The sequence below is a fragment of the Streptomyces platensis genome (genome assembly GCF_008704855.1).
In the GTDB taxonomy this organism is placed as follows: Bacteria; Actinomycetota; Actinomycetes; order Streptomycetales; family Streptomycetaceae; genus Streptomyces; species Streptomyces platensis.
Map to the genome: position 1 here is coordinate 8033080 of NZ_CP023691.1, position 16401 is coordinate 8049480.

At 70.7% G+C, this 16401-nt stretch carries 14 protein-coding genes; 11 read left to right on the top strand and 3 right to left on the bottom strand.

Annotated elements, in window-relative coordinates:
- Positions 1-131: 131 nt before the first annotated feature.
- The 9 genes from CP981_RS35530 to CP981_RS39325 all read left to right on the top strand — a co-directional run bounded on the left by CP981_RS35530 (position 132) and on the right by CP981_RS39325 (position 10037).
- Positions 132-1367, top strand: coding sequence for an acyl-CoA dehydrogenase family protein (locus tag CP981_RS35530; protein WP_085922102.1), 1236 nt, complete (start codon positions 132-134; stop codon positions 1365-1367).
- Positions 1368-1758: 391 nt separating this feature from the next.
- Positions 1759-3420 (top strand): TROVE domain-containing protein, encoded by a 1662-nt coding sequence (locus CP981_RS35535; protein ID WP_085922101.1) that lies wholly within the window; start codon positions 1759-1761, stop codon positions 3418-3420.
- A 346-nt stretch (positions 3421-3766) separates the two neighbouring features.
- Complete coding sequence (gene gcl, locus CP981_RS35540; protein ID WP_085922100.1) at positions 3767-5548, top strand: glyoxylate carboligase; 1782 nt, start codon at positions 3767-3769, stop codon at positions 5546-5548.
- Positions 5549-5693: 145 nt separating this feature from the next.
- The gene (locus tag CP981_RS35545) at positions 5694-6590 is read left to right on the top strand and encodes a 2-hydroxy-3-oxopropionate reductase (protein ID WP_150522385.1); all 897 of its coding nucleotides are present in this window, start codon (positions 5694-5696) and stop codon (positions 6588-6590) included.
- Between the two features lie 414 nt (positions 6591-7004).
- Positions 7005-7232, top strand: a complete 228-nt coding sequence (locus CP981_RS35550) for a hypothetical protein (RefSeq protein ID WP_042158238.1) — start codon at positions 7005-7007, stop codon at positions 7230-7232.
- 140 nt (positions 7233-7372) lie between these two features.
- Positions 7373-7543 (top strand): hypothetical protein, encoded by a 171-nt coding sequence (locus CP981_RS38010; protein WP_167536185.1) that lies wholly within the window; start codon positions 7373-7375, stop codon positions 7541-7543.
- 174 nt (positions 7544-7717) lie between these two features.
- Positions 7718-9238, top strand: coding sequence for an AlkA N-terminal domain-containing protein (locus tag CP981_RS35555; RefSeq protein ID WP_085927569.1), 1521 nt, complete (start codon positions 7718-7720; stop codon positions 9236-9238).
- Positions 9235-9747 (top strand): methylated-DNA--[protein]-cysteine S-methyltransferase, encoded by a 513-nt coding sequence (locus tag CP981_RS35560; protein WP_085927570.1) that lies wholly within the window; start codon positions 9235-9237, stop codon positions 9745-9747. Before CP981_RS35555 ends, CP981_RS35560 begins: the two co-directional genes overlap by 4 nt.
- 62 nt (positions 9748-9809) lie before the next feature.
- Positions 9810-10037 (top strand): 2OG-Fe(II) oxygenase, encoded by a 228-nt coding sequence (locus CP981_RS39325; RefSeq protein WP_280117061.1) that lies wholly within the window; start codon positions 9810-9812, stop codon positions 10035-10037.
- 39 nt (positions 10038-10076) lie between these two features.
- On the opposite strand, the gene CP981_RS35570 is transcribed toward CP981_RS39325, so the two are convergent.
- Together CP981_RS35570 and CP981_RS35575 are read right to left on the bottom strand one after the other, a co-directional pair.
- A complete protein-coding gene (locus CP981_RS35570; RefSeq protein ID WP_085927571.1) occupies positions 10077-10841 on the bottom strand; it encodes an SDR family oxidoreductase in 765 nt (254 codons plus the stop codon).
- A 204-nt stretch (positions 10842-11045) separates the two neighbouring features.
- Complete coding sequence (locus tag CP981_RS35575) at positions 11046-12029, bottom strand: ScbA/BarX family gamma-butyrolactone biosynthesis protein (protein ID WP_085927572.1); 984 nt, start codon at positions 12027-12029, stop codon at positions 11046-11048.
- A gap of 174 nt (positions 12030-12203) precedes the next feature.
- On the opposite strand from CP981_RS35575, the gene CP981_RS35580 reads away from it, so the two are divergent.
- Together CP981_RS35580 and CP981_RS35585 are read left to right on the top strand one after the other, a co-directional pair.
- Positions 12204-12896: a ScbR family autoregulator-binding transcription factor gene (locus CP981_RS35580; RefSeq protein WP_085927573.1), complete on the top strand. Its 693-nt coding sequence runs from the start codon at positions 12204-12206 to the stop codon at positions 12894-12896.
- A 616-nt stretch (positions 12897-13512) separates the two neighbouring features.
- Positions 13513-16095 carry an MFS transporter gene (locus CP981_RS35585; protein ID WP_085927574.1) on the top strand — a complete coding sequence of 861 codons (2583 nt, stop codon included), beginning with the start codon at positions 13513-13515 and terminating at the stop codon, positions 16093-16095.
- A 60-nt stretch (positions 16096-16155) separates the two neighbouring features.
- Here CP981_RS35585 and CP981_RS35590 read toward each other — a convergent pair whose 3' ends face one another.
- On the bottom strand, positions 16156-16368 hold the full coding sequence (locus tag CP981_RS35590; protein ID WP_208853029.1) for a hypothetical protein: 213 nt from the start codon (positions 16366-16368) through the stop codon (positions 16156-16158).
- Between the last annotated feature and the right edge of the window lie 33 nt (positions 16369-16401).

Genomic DNA, 16401 nt, shown 5'->3' on the forward strand with positions numbered 1-16401 from the left:
GCGCTGGCGCAACGTAACACCCGATCTCCACGGCGATTTCGTCCCCAGGGGAGTTGACAGCTTTTACTGGCGAGTAACACACTGCGGGTTACCGCTAGTAACACCGCAATACCGCAGCAGCTGGAGGGGACATGGCCGAGTTCACCATGGAGCTCAATGACGAGCAGAAGGAAGTCCGTGACTGGATTCACGGCTTCGCCGCGGACGTCATGCGCCCCGCCGCCGCCGAGTGGGACGAGCGCGAGGAGACCCCCTGGCCCGTGATCCAGGAGGCCGCCAAGATCGGTCTGTACTCCCTCGACTTCTACGCCCAGCAGTTCTTCGACCCCACGGGCCTCGGTATCCCCATGGCCATGGAGGAGCTGTTCTGGGGCGACGCCGGCATCGGCCTGTCGATCGTGGGCACCGGCCTGGCCGCCGTCGGCGTGCTCGCGAACGGCACGGAGGAGCAGATCGGCACCTGGATCCCGCAGATGTACGGCGATGTCGACGACGTCAAGGTCGCCGCCTTCTGCTCGTCGGAACCGGACGCCGGCTCGGACGTGGCCGCGATGCGGACCCGCGCGGTCTACGACGAGGCCAAGGACGAGTGGGTGCTCAACGGCACCAAGACCTGGGCCACCAACGGCGGGATCGCCAACGTCCATGTCGTCGTCGCGGTCGTCGACCCGGAGGCCGGCTCCAAGGGCCATGCCTCCTTCATCGTCCCCCCGAACACCCCCGGCCTCTCCCAGGGACAGAAGTTCAAGAAGCACGGCATCCGCGCCTCGCACACCGCCGAGGTCGTCCTGGAGAACGTCCGGGTCCCCGGCCACTGCCTGCTCGGCGGCAAGGAGAAGCTCGACGAGCGCCTCGCCCGGGCCCGCGAGAACGCCAAGAAGGACGGTATGGAGGGGGGGAGGGTGAAGAACGCCGCAATGGCCACCTTCGAGGCGTCCCGGCCCGCCGTCGGCGCGATGGCGGTCGGCACCGCGCGGGCGGCCTACGAGGAGGCGCTGGAGTACGCCCGGACCCGCTCCCAGTTCGGCCGCCCCATCATCGACAACCAGGGCGTGGCCTTCCAGCTCGCCGATATGCGCACCCAGATCGACGCCGCCCGCCTGCTGGTCTGGCGCGCCTCCTGGATGGCCGTGACCGGCAAGCCGTTCACCTCCGCCGAGGGCTCGATGTCGAAGCTCTTCGCCAGCGAGGTCGCCAAGAAGGTCACCGCGCAGGCCGTACAGATCCTCGGCGGCAACGGCTTCACCCGCGAATACCCGGTCGAGCGGATGCACCGTGACGCAGCTATCTACACCATTTTCGAAGGCACCAGCGAGATCCAGCGTTTGGTGATCGCACGGACGCTGTCCGGGATGCCGATTCGGTAGATCGACTCGCAGGCAGGGAGGCAGAGGCGCCCCGCCCCTGCCTCGGCAGGCGGCGGGGCGCTGCGTCGTGCGGTGCGCGAAAATCCCATGAGCTCTGTCAGTGGGGCGGGTTACAGTCATGCACGTCAAGCACCTCCCAATGCGCAGGCCCACGGCTACTTCTTCCAAAAGTCCCGCCGCAGGCCGTCCTTGATCTCGGGAGGCGCGGCATCGGGGTGCCCGGTGCGCAGGCAGGGGATACTTCCACTGTTAATGGGGTGGTCGCGGGTTCGAGTCCCGTCGCCGACTACGGGTCGGCGTAGCTCAGTTGGCAGAGCACCTTGTTTCCTCAGCCGACTCTGATCTCGGGCACCCCGCTGCTGAGCTTCCCCTCCCTGTGAGGGGTCTTCCTTTGTCCCGCTTCAACACCCGTGGCGCTCCTCCCGCCGCCAGTTCGCCGGTGACCACCACCGGCGAGCGGACCCGCACCCACCAAGGCGGCTCCGGCTATCAGCGCGATCCCAAGTCGGAGCTGTTCCTGCTCGCGGTCGCCAACTTCGTCGGCACCGACACCTTCTACGAGACCGGCGGGCAGTGCGACGACCGCTACACCCAGCTCGTCCGGCAGCTCGCCGTCGAGGACCCGGTATGGACCGCGGGGATGCTCGGCTGGCTGCGCGGTCCCGGCAACATGCGCACCGCGGCGATCGTGGGCGCGGCCGAGTACGTCAAGGCCCGCCTCGAAGCAGGCCGCGGTTCCGGCGGCCCGGCCGGCGCATCCATGAGGGACGAAGGAGCGGGGTTCAACCGCAAGGCGATCGTCTCCGTCCTCCAGCGCGCTGACGAGCCGGGTGAGCTCCTCGCCTACTGGACATCGCGTTACGGCCGCCGCATCCCCAAGCCCGTCAAGCGCGGCATCGAGGACGCCGTCGGCGCGCTGTACGACGAGAAGTCCCTGCTCAAGTACGACACCGTGGCGAAGGGCTTCCGCTTCGGTGACGTCATCGAACTCACCCACCCCGCTCCCCGGGCCGGGTGGCAGGGCGATCTGTTCGAGCACGCCATCGACCGTCGCCACCACCGCGACAAGCCGATCCCCGAGTCCCTGCAACTGCTGCGCACCCGGGCCGCGATCGGCGACTGGGCCGTCGAGAAGCGCCGTGCCCTGCTCGCCCGCGCGGACGCCGCCGCATTCCTCCAGCACGCCGGCATGACGTGGGAGGCGCTGGCCGGATGGCTCCAGGGGCCGATGGACGCCGCAGCGTGGGAGGCGGTCATCCCGTCCATGGGGTACATGGCGCTGCTGCGCAACCTGCGGAACTTCGACGAGGCCGGTGTCTCCGACGAGGTCGCCGAGACGGTGGCGCGGAAGCTCGCCGACCCGGATCAGGTCGCCCGCTCCCGCCAGTTGCCGATGCGCTTCTACTCGGCGTACCGGGCTGCGCCTTCGCTGCGCTGGGGTCACGTCCTGGAGAAGGCGCTGACGATATCGCTGGCGAACATCCCGCGGCTGCGCGGCCGGACGCTGGTGATGGTCGACACGTCCAGTTCGATGCAGGCGGGGTTCTCCCGCGACGGCACACTCATGCGGTGGGACGCGGCGGCGCTGTTCGGGGTCGCGCTGGGGCAGCGGTGCGAGAGCGCGGACGTCTACTCGTTCTCGTCCGGCCGCCGGCACTGGGGTGATGCTCCCTGCGCGGCCACGAAGGTCTTCCCGCCGCAGCGTGCCGAGTCGCTGCTGCGCGCGGTCGGCCGCTGGAAGGACGGCGGCTGGTTCCTCGGCGGCGGCACCGACACGGCCGCCGCCCTCCGCGAGACCTTCCGCGGCCACGACCGGGTCGTCATCGTCACCGACGAGCAGGCAGGACACGACGCCCGTGAGGTCACCGAGTCCATACCTGCCACCGTGCCGATGTACACCTGGAATCTCGCCGGATACGAGGCCGGACACGCTCCGTCCGGCAGCCGGAACCGGCACACCTTCGGTGGCCTCACGGACCAGGCGTTCCGCATGATCCCGCTGCTGGAAGCCGGTCGGGACGCCCGGTGGCCGTGGGAGCGGCCTGCGAGCTGACGAGTTTGAGCGCGAGCGGCCCCCGGTGCGGGCCGCCGTCGCAGAACGAGGGCCCCACCCGGCCGCCGGGTGGGGCCCTCCGCGTCTCCAGATCTGGCGCGAAGCCGCGCATCGGGCAAGGGCCCGGTGGGCGGCTTTCGTCGTGCTGGAGGTGTTTTGGCCGCAGGCGTGACCTGCGCCCGTCCGGCGGGGCGTCCGGCGCGAGGTGCCTCGTATCCCTTGACGACGGGAACGCCGCGCTCTACTTTCCTTCCATAAAGCAAAACATTAGTTCCACGATACGGAATCAATTCTCTCCGCCGCTTCGCTGGAGCTTGCCCGTGACAGGTCGACGCAGGAGTACTCGATGCCTCGAATGACAGCCGCCCGCGCCGCGGTGGAGATCCTCAAGCGGGAGGGCGTGGCCCACGCCTTCGGAGTGCCGGGTGCCGCGATCAACCCCTTCTACGCGGCGCTCAAGGGCGCGGGCGGGATCGATCACACGCTGGCGCGCCATGTCGAGGGCGCCTCGCACATGGCCGAGGGCTACACGCGGACCCACCCGGGCAACATCGGCGTCTGCATCGGGACCTCAGGACCGGCCGGCACCGACATGATCACCGGTCTCTACTCCGCGATCGGTGACTCGATCCCGATCCTGTGCATCACCGGCCAGGCCCCCACCGCGGTGATCCTCAAGGAGGACTTCCAGGCCGTCGACATCGCCTCGATCGCCAAGCCGGTCACCAAGGCCGCCACCACCGTGATGGAGGCCGCGCAGGTCCCCGGCGTCTTCCAGCAGGCCTTCCACCTGATGCGCTCAGGACGCCCCGGCCCGGTCCTCATCGACCTGCCGATCGATGTCCAGCTGACCGAGATCGAGTTCGACCCCGAGACGTATGAGCCGCTGCCCGCCTTCAAGCCGGCCGCGACCCGCGCCCAGATCGAGAAGGCCGTCACGCTCCTCAATGCGTCCCGGCGCCCGTTGATCGTCGCCGGGGGCGGCATCATCAACGCCGACGCGTCCGGGCTGCTGGTGGAGTTCGCCGAGCTGACCGGTATCCCGGTCGTGCCCACCCTGATGGGCTGGGGCATCCTCGCCGACGACCATGAGCTGAACGCCGGCATGGTCGGCCTCCAGACCTCGCACCGCTACGGCAACGCGAACTTCCTGGAGTCCGACTTCGTCCTCGGCATCGGCAACCGCTGGGCCAACCGCCACACCGGCAAGCTGGACGTCTACACCCAGGGCCGCACCTTCGTCCATGTCGACATCGAGCCCACCCAGATCGGCAAGATCTTCGCCCCGGACTACGGCATCGCCTCGGACGCCAAGGCCGCGCTGGAGCTGTTCGTCGAGGTGGCCAGGGAGCTCAAGGCCGCGGGCAAGCTGCCCGACCGCAGCGCCTGGGCCGCGTCCACCCAGGAGCGCAAGGCGCAGCTCCAGCGCCGTACGCACTTCGACAACATCCCGATGAAGCCGCAGCGCGTCTACGAGGAGATGAACAAGGCCTTCGGCCCGGAGACCCGTTACGTCACCACCATCGGCCTCTCCCAGATCGCCGGCGCGCAGATGCTGCACGTCTACAAGCCGCGCCACTGGATCAACTGCGGCCAGGCCGGCCCGCTCGGCTGGACCATCCCGGCCGCGCTCGGCGTCGCCACCGCCGACCCGGAGACCCCGGTCGTCGCGCTCTCCGGCGACTACGACTTCCAGTTCATGCTCGAGGAGCTGGCCGTCGGCGCCCAGCACAAGATCCCGTACATCCATGTGCTGGTGAACAACGCCTACTTGGGCCTGATCCGTCAGGCGCAGCGCAACCTCGACATCAACTTCCAGGTCAACCTGGAGTTCGAGAACATCAACGCGCCGGAGCTGGGCGTCTACGGCGTGGACCATGTCAAGGTCGCCGAGGGTCTGGGCTGCAAGGCCATCCGGGTCACCGACCCGAGCCGGCTGGGCGCCGCCTTCGAGGAGGCCAAGAAGCTGGCCGCGGAGCACCGCGTCCCGGTCGTCGTCGAGGCGATCCTCGAACGGATCACCAATATCTCGATGAGCGGTTCCGACATCGCCAGTGTCAACGAGTGGGAAGACGTCGCGACCGAGCCCGGTCACGCGCCCACCGCGATCAAGCCGCTCAAGGTCTGAGCCGGACCGGCACGGGACCCGATCCGGGCGGTGTGCCGGGCGCGGTGCGAACCCCCGCGCCCGGCGTCACCGCCCCACCCGTAAAGCCCCGGACGGCACCCTTCCGCCGCCGTCCTCCCCTTCCGTGATGTGAAAGAGGCACCGCATGAGCAATCTTCCCAAGGTCGCGTGGATCGGTCTGGGCATCATGGGCTCGCCCATGGCCGAGAACCTGATCAAGGCCGGTTACCCGGTGACCGGCTACACCCTGGAGGCCGACAAGCTGGAGCGGCTGGCCAAGAACGGCGGAAGCGTGGCCGGCTCGATCGCCGAGGCGGTCGCCGACGCCGACGTCATCATCACCATGGTCCCCGCCTCCCCCCAGGTCGAGGCCATCGCCTACGGACCCGACGGCATCCTGGCCCACGCCCGGCGCGGGGCCCTGCTGATCGACATGTCCTCGATCACCCCGCAGACCTCCATCGACCTCGCCCACGCCGCCGCCGACAAGGGCATCCGGGTCCTGGACGCCCCCGTCTCCGGCGGCGAAGCCGGCGCCATCGAAGCGGTCCTGTCCATCATGGCCGGCGGCGACCAGGCCGACTTCGACGCCGCCCGCCCCCTCCTGGAAGCCCTCGGCAAGACCATCGTGCGCTGCGGCCCGCACGGCTCCGGGCAGACCGTCAAGGCCGCCAACCAGCTCATCGTCGCCGTCAACATCCAGGCCTGCGCCGAAGCCGTCGTCTTCCTGGAGAAGTCCGGCGTCGACCTGAGCGCCGCCCTCGACGTCCTGGGCGGCGGACTGGCCGGCTCCACCGTCCTGGCCCGCAAGAAGGACAACTTCACCACCCGCGACTTCCGCCCCGGCTTCCGCATCGACCTCCACCACAAGGACATGGGCATCGTCACCGACGCCGCCCGCACGGTCGGCGCCGCCCTCCCCGTCGGCAGCGTCGTCGCCCAACTCGTCGCCTCCCTCCGCGCCCAGGGCGACGGCGGCCTCGACCACTCCGCCCTCCTGCGCGGCGTCGAACGCCTCTCCGGACACACCACCGAAGGCTGAGCGGGGCCGGGCGAGCGTCTCCGGGCGGGCGGGGCACGCCGTGCGCGGACAGGGGTGACGGTCATCACTCCGCCGTCTGGAACGCGCAGCTGTTGTTCACCGTTCAATTGGGTGTGGGTGCTGCGGCACCCCTCCCGAGCCGCCCCGGCCAGCATCCCCCCGTCTGGCCGGGGCTTCCTCTTGCCGAGGGCGACGTGGCCCGCGGGCCGCAGGGGGTGTCCGCTATGACCCGTCCGCATCCAGCGGATTGGCGGAGATCCGCGCGGCGATGCCACACGGCCACCCGCCTCGTCGAAGGGTGCCCCGTATCCGGCGAGAGCGGGCCGGTGAGGAGGCGTCCCGCGACCGCGGACGGCTGACGCGCACGGCGGCTGCCGAAATGCGCGAGCGCGAACCCCGGCGCAGGCTGGATGCATGACCGAGCATCCGCCTGTCATCGTGCACCCGCCGACGCCCTCCGGTGGCCGACGGGTGACCGTGCGTGGGCAGATCGTCGGCCTGGCCCATGGCCGCGGCGATGTTGCCGAATTCCTCCGCCGCGCGGGTGTCACCGGTCCGGCCGGGAGCATCGCGCTGGACGACCCGCGCCTCGTCGAATGGCGCGGAGGCTCGCTGGACGACTGGCCGATGCCACCGGCCTGAAGGCCCGCTCGCCGGACTCGTCTCGCTCCTCGTCTCCGTCCCCGTCACTCGGTGCCGCACGGCAGGCCGATACGCTGACGACCGGCGATCGGAAGGTCGTCGTGGCTGGTCAGCAACGGCAGGAGAGCGGGGGCAGGGTAATGAGCGACGACAGCGGGTGCGACGACGACGGTTCCGACAGCGGGTCCGCGACGCGCGGTGGTGGCGGGTCGGGGAGCTTTCCGGACCTGAGTGTCCTGCGGAGGGCGATGCGCTGGGAGACGTTCGCGCTGTTGGCGGTCTTGTTGATCCTCGTGACGCTGGCCTCGTAGCACGAGCGGGACGCGGCGGGATTCCTGAACTCCGGTTGATCTCTTGGGAGTCGAGTCGTTGCCTGCTGTCCCGTCGGAGTGTCCAGGGCGCGCCGCGCAGCGCCACACCCCCCGAACGCCCCGTCCGATTTCCGCCAGCGCCGCCGTCTGACCTGCTGCACAGTGGACCCTGTGATGAACGAGGACAGCAGGTACGAGGCGGTGCGCAGCAGGGACGCCCGATTCGACGGCGCCTTCTTCTTCGCGGTGTCCACGACCGGGATCTACTGCCGGCCGAGCTGTCCCGCCACCACGCCCCGGCGCCGGAATGTCGCCTTCTTCCCGACCGCCGCGGCCGCCCAGGGCTCCGGATTCCGCGCCTGCCGGCGCTGCCGCCCGGATGCGGTGCCCGGCTCGGCGGAGTGGAACGCCCGCGCCGATGTCGTCGGACGGGCGATGCGGCTGATCAGCGAGGGTGTGGTCGACCGGGAAGGAGTCGCCGGGCTGGCGGCCCGGCTCGGCTACAGCGCCCGGCAGGTCCAGCGGCAGCTGAACGCCGAGCTGGGCGCCGGACCGGTGGCCCTGGCGCGGGCACAGCGCGCCCACACCGCCCGGGTTCTGCTCCAGACCACCGCACTCCAGGCGGCCGAGATCGCCTTCGCGGCGGGCTTCGCCAGCGTGCGGCAGTTCAACGACACCATCAAGGAGATCTACGCGCTCACCCCGAGCGAGCTGCGTGCCGCCCGCCCCGGTAAGGGAACCCGCTTCGGCCCGGTGGCACCGCCCAGCACGCCCGGGGTGCTGCCGCTGCGGCTCGCCTTCCGCGGGCCGTATGCGGCGCGGCAGCTCTTCGACCACCTCCAGCGGCGCGCGGTCACCGGTATCGAGGAGGTCAGCGGCGAGCCCGGAGCCCGTACCTACCGGCGGACCCTGCGGCTGCCGCACGGCGCCGGCATCGCCGAGGTCGACGAGGCGGCCGGCGACGGCTGGCTGGACTGCCGGCTGCACCTGTCCGAGCTGCGGGACCTCACCACCGCGAGCCAGCGGGTGCGCCGCCTCTTCGATCTGGACGCCGACCCGTACGCGGTCGCCGAACGGCTGCGCGCGGATGACGTACTGGCGCGGCTGGTGGACCGGCACCCCGGTCTGCGCTCCCCGGGCGCTCCCGCCCCGGACGAGCTCGCCGTCCGTGCCGTACTCGGCCAGCAGGTCTCGGTCGCGGCCGGCCGCACACTGGGCGGCGCCCTGGTCGCCGCCTACGGAGAGTCGCTGCCCGAACCGGCCGGTGCGCTCACTCACCTCTTCCCCCGCCCCGACGACCTGGCGCAGGCCGCCCTCACCGAACTCGGGATGCCCGAGTCCCGGCGCGCGACCCTGCGCACCCTGAGCACCGCCCTCGTCGACGGCACGGTCGTCCTGGATGCCGGAGCCGACCGGGACGAGACCGAACGCGCGCTTCTCGGGCTGCGCGGCATCGGCCCGTGGACCGCCGGATACATCCGGATGCGCGCCCTCGGGGACCCCGATGTCCTGCTGACCGGCGATGTGGCCGTACTGGCCGGCATGCGCCGGGCCGGTGCACCCACGGCCGGTCTGCGGGAGCGGGCGAACGCCTGGCGCCCCTGGCGCTCGTACGCGATGCACCACTTCTGGAACGCGCCGGTCACGGAGCCGGCCGGCCCCCGCCCCACCACCACGGAAAGCACCGGACCATGACGCTCTACACCACCCTCGACAGCCCGTTGGGCGAACTCCTGCTGGTGGGCGAGGAATCGGCCACCGCGCCGGGCGGCACCGCGCTCGCTTCGCTGTCCGTACCCGGGCAGAAGGGTGGGGCGACCGTCCAGGACGGCTGGACATACGCCCCCGCCGCCTTCGCCGGTATCGCCCACCAGCTCCGTGCCTACTTCGACGGGGAGCTGACCCGCTTCGCCCTCGCCTACGCCCCAACCCGGGGCACCGACTTCCAGCGGCGCGTGTGGCAGGCACTGGAGGCCATCCCGTACGGCACCACCACCACGTACGGGAAGATCGCCGCCGACATCGGTGCGGCGCGCGGTGCGGTACGCGCCATCGGCACGGCGATCGGCGCGAACCCGCTGCTCGTCGTCCGGCCCTGCCACCGGGTGATCGCCGCGAACGGTGCCCTGTCGGGTTACGCGGGCGGGCCCGAACGCAAGCAGCAACTCCTCGGCATCGAGGGCGCTTGGCCGGAGGTCAGCTGAGCTGCCCCGTACCTCCCGCGACCGCCGAGCGCCGCACCGACCCACGCCCACAGGAGCGCTCCATGACCACCACGACCACTACGGCCACCAAGCGCCATGCCCGCCCCGGCACACTCGCCCGACGCGTCGCGGCCGCCGACTGGACACAGGGCCACGGACTGATCTTCACGACCCGCGACCGCCCCGTACGCTCCGCCCGGGGTTGGTCGGCCGGCCCCGTACGCCACGGCGTGAGCATGGTCCGCTCCGGCCGGCGGCACTCCCTGGGCCTGGTCTTCCACGACGCCTGAAGCGGCCCCGGCCGCACGCGGACCCAGGGGCGGGCGGCCTCAGAGCATGGAGCCGCCGGTGACGTCGATGCGCTGGCCGGTGATCCAGCGGGACGCGTCGGAGGCGAGGAAGGCGGCGACGTCGGCGATGTCCTGGGGCTTGCCGATCCGGTTGAAGACCGAGAGGGAGGCCAGCGCGGCGTGCGCCTCCGGCGTCGCCCGCATCGCGGCGTTCATGTCGGTCTCGATGAAGCCGGGGGAGAGGGTGTTCACCGTGATGCCCCGCGCTCCCAGATCCTTCGCCAAGGTGAGGGTGAAGGCGTCCACCGCACCCTTGGAGACGCCGTAGGCGATGGTCGAGGGGAACGCCGTACTCGTCACCGCCGACGAGATGTTGATGATGCGTCCGCCGTCCCGCATCCGGCGCAGACCGTGCTGGGCGATGAAGAACACGGCCTTGGTGTTGACCGCGAGGGTGCGGTCGAAGTCCTCCGGTGTCACTTCGTCGATGTGCCCCGGGATGCTGATCGCCGCATTGTTGACAAGGATGTCGAGACCGGGCTCGGCGCCGTACGTCGACAGTCCCTGGTCGAACGCCGCGTAGAGCGCCTCGGCATCACCGGGAACACCCAGTTCCGCACCGATTATGAAGGCCTGGCCGCCCGCGTCGATGATGCTCTCGGCCGTCTCCTTGGCCGCTGTGTCGTTACTGCCGTAGTGGACGGCGACCAGTGCGCCGTCGGCGGCGAGCCGTTGCGCGATGCCCCGGCCGATACCCCGGCTGGATCCCGTCACCAGCGCGGTCTTTCCCTTGAGTTCACCCATGGTGGTCTGGCCTTTCGCGTGCCTGTGGTGGGCATACCGCCCCCGAGGACGGTCGTTTGGTGTGCTGGTGATGCGGCCGCACCGGTCCGGCCGCCCGAGCTGCGACAGCCGCTCGCACGGGCGGGTGGCCGCTCGGGGCGGGGTGCGCCGGCGCCGCGCAGTGCGTCGGTCGACGGTGAACGGGGCGCCGTGAGAACGGGGTCGTCAGTCCCGTGGGTCCAGCGCCGTCAGGGTGGAGACGAAGACCGGATGGCCGTCCTGCAGGCCGGTCACCTGCACCGTGGTGGTGCAGGGCAGCGCCGACGGGACACCGTGGGCCTCGATCACACAGGGGGTGCCGTGCTCGGCGTACCGGTGGAAGACAGTCCCGAAGGCGTACGGGACGAAGGTGCTGGGGAAGGTGAGGGTGCGGGCGGCCTGCTGGGCGGCGTCGAGCAGCACCATGCCGGGGACATGATCGTTCGCCGGGTTCACCACCGCGGGGTGACCGGGCGCGACGCGCAACAGCCAGCGGTGGGGCCGGCCGGTGGGGGAGAGCAGGACGTCGCCGTCCTTGGCGCTGCCGGTCAGCCGGGGCGGAACGGGGGTGGGAAGGGGGCCGGGGGTGTGCCGCGCACTCAGCCGATCGCCGCGGAGCCGGCGGTACACGGCGGGTGAGGTGACCGTGACGTCGGAGTGGCCGGTCGCCACGATCCGGCCCGCCTTACGGATCGTCATGTCGAAGCGGCCACTGGTCAGCGTGCCCGCCCGCATGCGCATCCGGCTGCAGCGGACGTCGATGGTCAGCGCAGTGGGCCCGCTGCCCACCGCGAGATGCTCGGGGTGGGTCGTATACACGAGGTCACCGAGGATGAAGTGGTGGCCGAGCGGCACACCCAGTTCGGCGTGGCAGAGCAACAACCCGGCCTGACGGATGGTCTCACCCGTGAGGATGAGATGGTGTCGCCCGCGGTTGGGGGTGAAGTACCCGTGATCGTGCGGCCACTGGGCGGTCAGCGAGAAACGCGTGTCATCGTGCCGGCGCCATGAGGTGATCAGCATGTCGTCGGTGAGAGGACGGTGTACGAACTCCCGGGGAACCCGGACGTCGTGGGGGCTCCGCGGTCCGGTCACCCGGTCCCCACCGGGGGCCGGCAGTGGGTGTGGAGACCTGGGCTGAACAGTGCTGACCTGCATCGTATTGCTCATGACTGCCCCCAGGCGTCGCTACGGGTTGAGGTACATCGCTGATAAGATACGTACCATCCGGTTTTATTTTCAATGCCGGGCCGTCGAAAAGGGGAAAGTGGCTGATCGAGCGACGACTTGAGCTGTAACTAACTGTTGCGGAACGTTGAGACATTGAGAGACAGGAGGCGTCCTGTGGCACAACAGGACCGCGCGATTCGGACCCGGCGAGTGATCTTGGAGGCGGCCGCGTCGGTTTTCGACGAGCAGGGCTACGACCGCGCGACGATCGCCGAAGTCCTCGAGCGTGCCGGCGTGACGAAGGGCGCCTTGTACTTCCACTTCGCCTCCAAGGAACAGTTGGCGCTCGCGGTGATCGAGGAGCAGGTGGTCGATATCGCCGTGGAGCCGCAGACGATCAAGCTGCAGGAATTCGTCGACTCGGGCCAGGTGCTGGCCTTCCGGCTGCGCAGCGACCCGATTCAGCGGGGCGCGGCGCGACTGGCGGTCGAGCAGGGCTCCAATCACCTCGACCGCAAGCAGTCGATGCTGTCGTGGACCCGGTTCGTCGAGGGCTTGCTGAACGACGCCCGCAGCCGCGGCGAAGTCCTGGAGAGCGTCGTCGTGGGGGAAACCGCCGAGTTGTTCGTCGGCGCCTTCGCAGGACTGCAGATGATGTCGCAGGCCCTGACCAACCGGGCCGACCTCAGCCGCCGGCTCACCGTTTTTTTCGAGCACACCCTCCCGAGCATCGCCGTGCCCGCCATCCTCGCCAAGCTCAACCTGGACTCCGAGCGGGGCGCACAACTCAATGCCGCACTGCAGGCGAAGACGGTGGCAAAGGCCGCGGCCGGCGCCGATGCCGAGGTTGACGTCGTCACGGGGTGAGTTCGGCCCGGCCGGAGGCCGGGGTCCGGGGCGAGTGGAGGCGATCCGGGCGGCGTCCTGAGGGCGGCGGAAACATACCGCGCAGACGGTTGAATGGTGAAGTGTGTATGAGTCATGGATGACTTGTGCAGGCGAGAGGCGTCGCGGAGGGATCGCGGCGCCTCTCGCCATTGACGGGTGCGGCGGTGGATGAGCAGTCGTGAGCGCGGTGGCGACGGGGTGGGCAGGGGGCTCGTCGTCGTCGAACGGGATTGTCAGTGGTGTGCTGTTCACTGGTCTCAGCGGGGCCAGTGAAGTCCGCGTCGATGGGCGGGTCAGGGGGAGGCGCGATGAGTAAGGCGTGTGAGGGCGCGGGGGAGTGGTGCGGGGTGAGGGGGATCACCGCTGCCGGGGGCAGATGCGGGGCCGCGCAGCGGAATAGCGCGCGCAGGCAAAACGTTCGTCATGCACGTATCAGTCTTGTGCGGATCGGCCCGCCATCCGTCCACGGCCTGATCGTGCCCGTGCCCGTAGACGACGCCCCACGCCCGAACGCCTGCCGCCCACCCCATGCTTCACCGCCGGCTTCATCGCTGGACGACACCCACCCACCTCTGCCGCCCTGGAGGCCGCACGCATGACCCGGACGACGACGGACCAACTCCCCGCAAGGGCGGCGGAGACCGCGGCCACCCACCCGGGGCCCGACCCGGCCGTGGACGGGCGGCGGAGATCCCCCGGCGGCATCGTCCCGGTCCTCGCCTTCGCGGGCATCGTCGTCGCGGTGATGCAGACGCTGCTGGTGCCGGTCATCAAAGACCTGCCGGTGCTGCTCAACACGGCGCCCAGCAACGCCACATGGGTCATGACCGCCACCCTCCTCGCCGGTGCCGTCTCGACCCCCATCATGGGGCGCCTCGGCGATCTGTACGGCAAGCGGCGGATGCTGCTGACCAGCCTCGCGGTCATGGTCGTCGGCTCGCTGGTCTGCGGCTTCACCAGTGATCTGGTCACCATGATCGTGGGCCGGGCGCTCCAGGGCTTCGCCATGGGCGCCATTCCCCTCGGTATCGGCATCATGCGCGACGAGCTGCCGCGCGAGCGGCTCGGCTCGGCCATGGGCCTGATGAGCTCATCGATCGGCGTCGGCGGCGGGCTCGCCCTGCCGGTCGCGGCCCTGGTCGCCCAACACGCCGACTGGCACACCCTGTTCTTCGGTGCCGCCGGGATCGGCGTGCTGTCGATGGTGCTCACCCTCCTCGTCGTCCCGGAGACCTCGGTACGGGCCCAGGGGCGCTTCGACGTGGCGGGCGCCCTTGGGCTGTCGGCCGGTCTGGTGGCACTGCTGCTGCCCCTCACCAAGGGCAGCGACTGGGGCTGGGGTTCGCCGACCACCCTCATACTCTTCGGCGTTGCCGTCGTGATCCTGGTGCTGTGGGGCGTGATGGAGCTGCGTCTCGCCGATCCGCTGGTCGACCTGCGGACCACCGCGCGCCGCGAGGTGCTGCTGACCAACCTCGCCTCGATAACGGTCGGTGTGGCGTTCTACGCCATCTCCCTGGTGCTGCCGCAGCTGCTCCAGCTGCCCACGTCGACCGGCTACGGGCTCGGCCAGTCGATGGTGGTGGCCGGGCTGTGCATGGCGCCCCTGGGTCTGACGATGATGCTCGTCGCCCCGCTGTACGCCCGGATCGCCGCCCGGCGCGGCCCCAAGGTCTCGCTGCTGCTCGGCATGCTCGTCATCGCGATCGGCTACGGCGCGGGCATCGGCCTGATGGATGCCGCCTGGCAGACCGTCATCATCGCGGTGGTCGTCGGCGCCGGCATCGGCCTGGCGTACTCCTCGCTGCCCGCCCTGATCATCGGCGCCGTCGACGCCTCGGAGACCGGCGCGGCCAACGGCCTGAACACCCTGATGCGCTCCATCGGCACCTCGGTGTCCAGCGCCGTGATCGGCATGGTGCTGGCCGATATGTCCCAGAAGATGGGGCCGGTCACGGTGCCCACGATGGCCGGTTTCCGGGTCTCCTTCCTCATCGCCACGGCCGCCGTCCTCGTCGGCGTCGCCCTGGCCTGCTTCCTGCCCTCACAGCGCAAGGCGGCCGGCCCGACCCTGGTCGCCCAGAGCACCGACGGCCCGGTGGACGCGGTGGACGCCGAGGGGACGCAGGGTGCGCCCCGGCCGGCAACGATGCCCGCTGCGCCGCTCACCGCCATGCCGCCCGTGCACGCTGATCTCGTCGCGGCGGACGAAGCCGAACCGGCTGCCTCGGTCAAAGCAGCCGAACCGATGGCCGCGGATGACGCCGTCGAACTCATCACCGCGGACGGGCAGATGAGGCCGCTGGTGAAGCCGGCGCCGTCCTGGGCACGGCCGGTCACCGAACCGCACGAGGTCCTCACCCGGCCCACCTTCGGGACGACGGCCGCGAGTGCCGACGCCGCCGGGTTCCGGGGCCGGGTGGCGGACTCCTCCGGCAGCCCGGTCCCCGGCGCGAGCATCACCCTGATCGACCGGCAGGGCCGCCAGGCCGGCCTCGCCACGGCCGGCGCCGACGGGCACTTCGCACTCGACGCCCCCACGGCCGGCACCTACGTCCTCACGGGTGCCGCGCCCGGCCACACCCCGCACGCGGCCTCCGCCACCTATCGCGGCGCGGGCGCCGCGACCCGGGTCGACCTGGTCCTCACCGGCACCGGCCGACTGGGCGGCACCTTGCTCGGCGGCGCGGAGGGCACCCCGCTGACCGGCGGGAGCATCGTCGTCACCGACGCCGAGGGCGCTGTGGTGGCCCGTACGACCTCCGGCGCCGAGGGAGCGTGGGACATCTCCCCTCTGCCGCCCGGCCACTACACCCTGGTTCTCAGTGCCGCCGGTCACCAGCCGCAGGCCCGCGCCGTGGACCTGTCCGGCGGCGCACCGGAACGGCAGGACACCCGCCTGAAGCCGACGGCTACCGTGCGCGGCACGGTCCGGGGCCCGAACGGCCGGCCGGTCGCCGACGCCGCCGTGACCCTCGCCGAGGACGGCACGGTCGCCGGGCACACCGTCACCGGACCGGACGGCGCCTTCGCCTTCTCCGGCCTGAGCGGCGCCGACTACACCCTCACGGCGGCCGGCTACCCGCCACACGCCGCACCGATATCCCTCACCGCCGGCGCCCACGAAACCCTCGACCTGGAACTGGACTTGGCACAGTCACCGACACTCGCCGGCTGACGGACTCCGGCACGCGGACGCACACCCGCAGACGCATGCAGGCGCCCTGCCGACTCCCCCTCACCCGGCAGGGCGGCGGTTTCGCAGCTGCGAACCGAGTCGCCGGCTGAGCTGGTACGAGCCCCAGGCGTGCAGCGCCTCGGTCAGCGGGAGGTTGCGTGCGTAGAGCCGGAAGAGCGCGATCGGCTCCTCGTCCCCCGGCATCATGCGGTGCAGTACTTCCGCCACCTCTGACGGGTGCGGCGCCTCGGGCGGTGCAATCCGGGCAGGCATGACTCCCCCTTCCGCTTGATTCGCTCTTCGAAG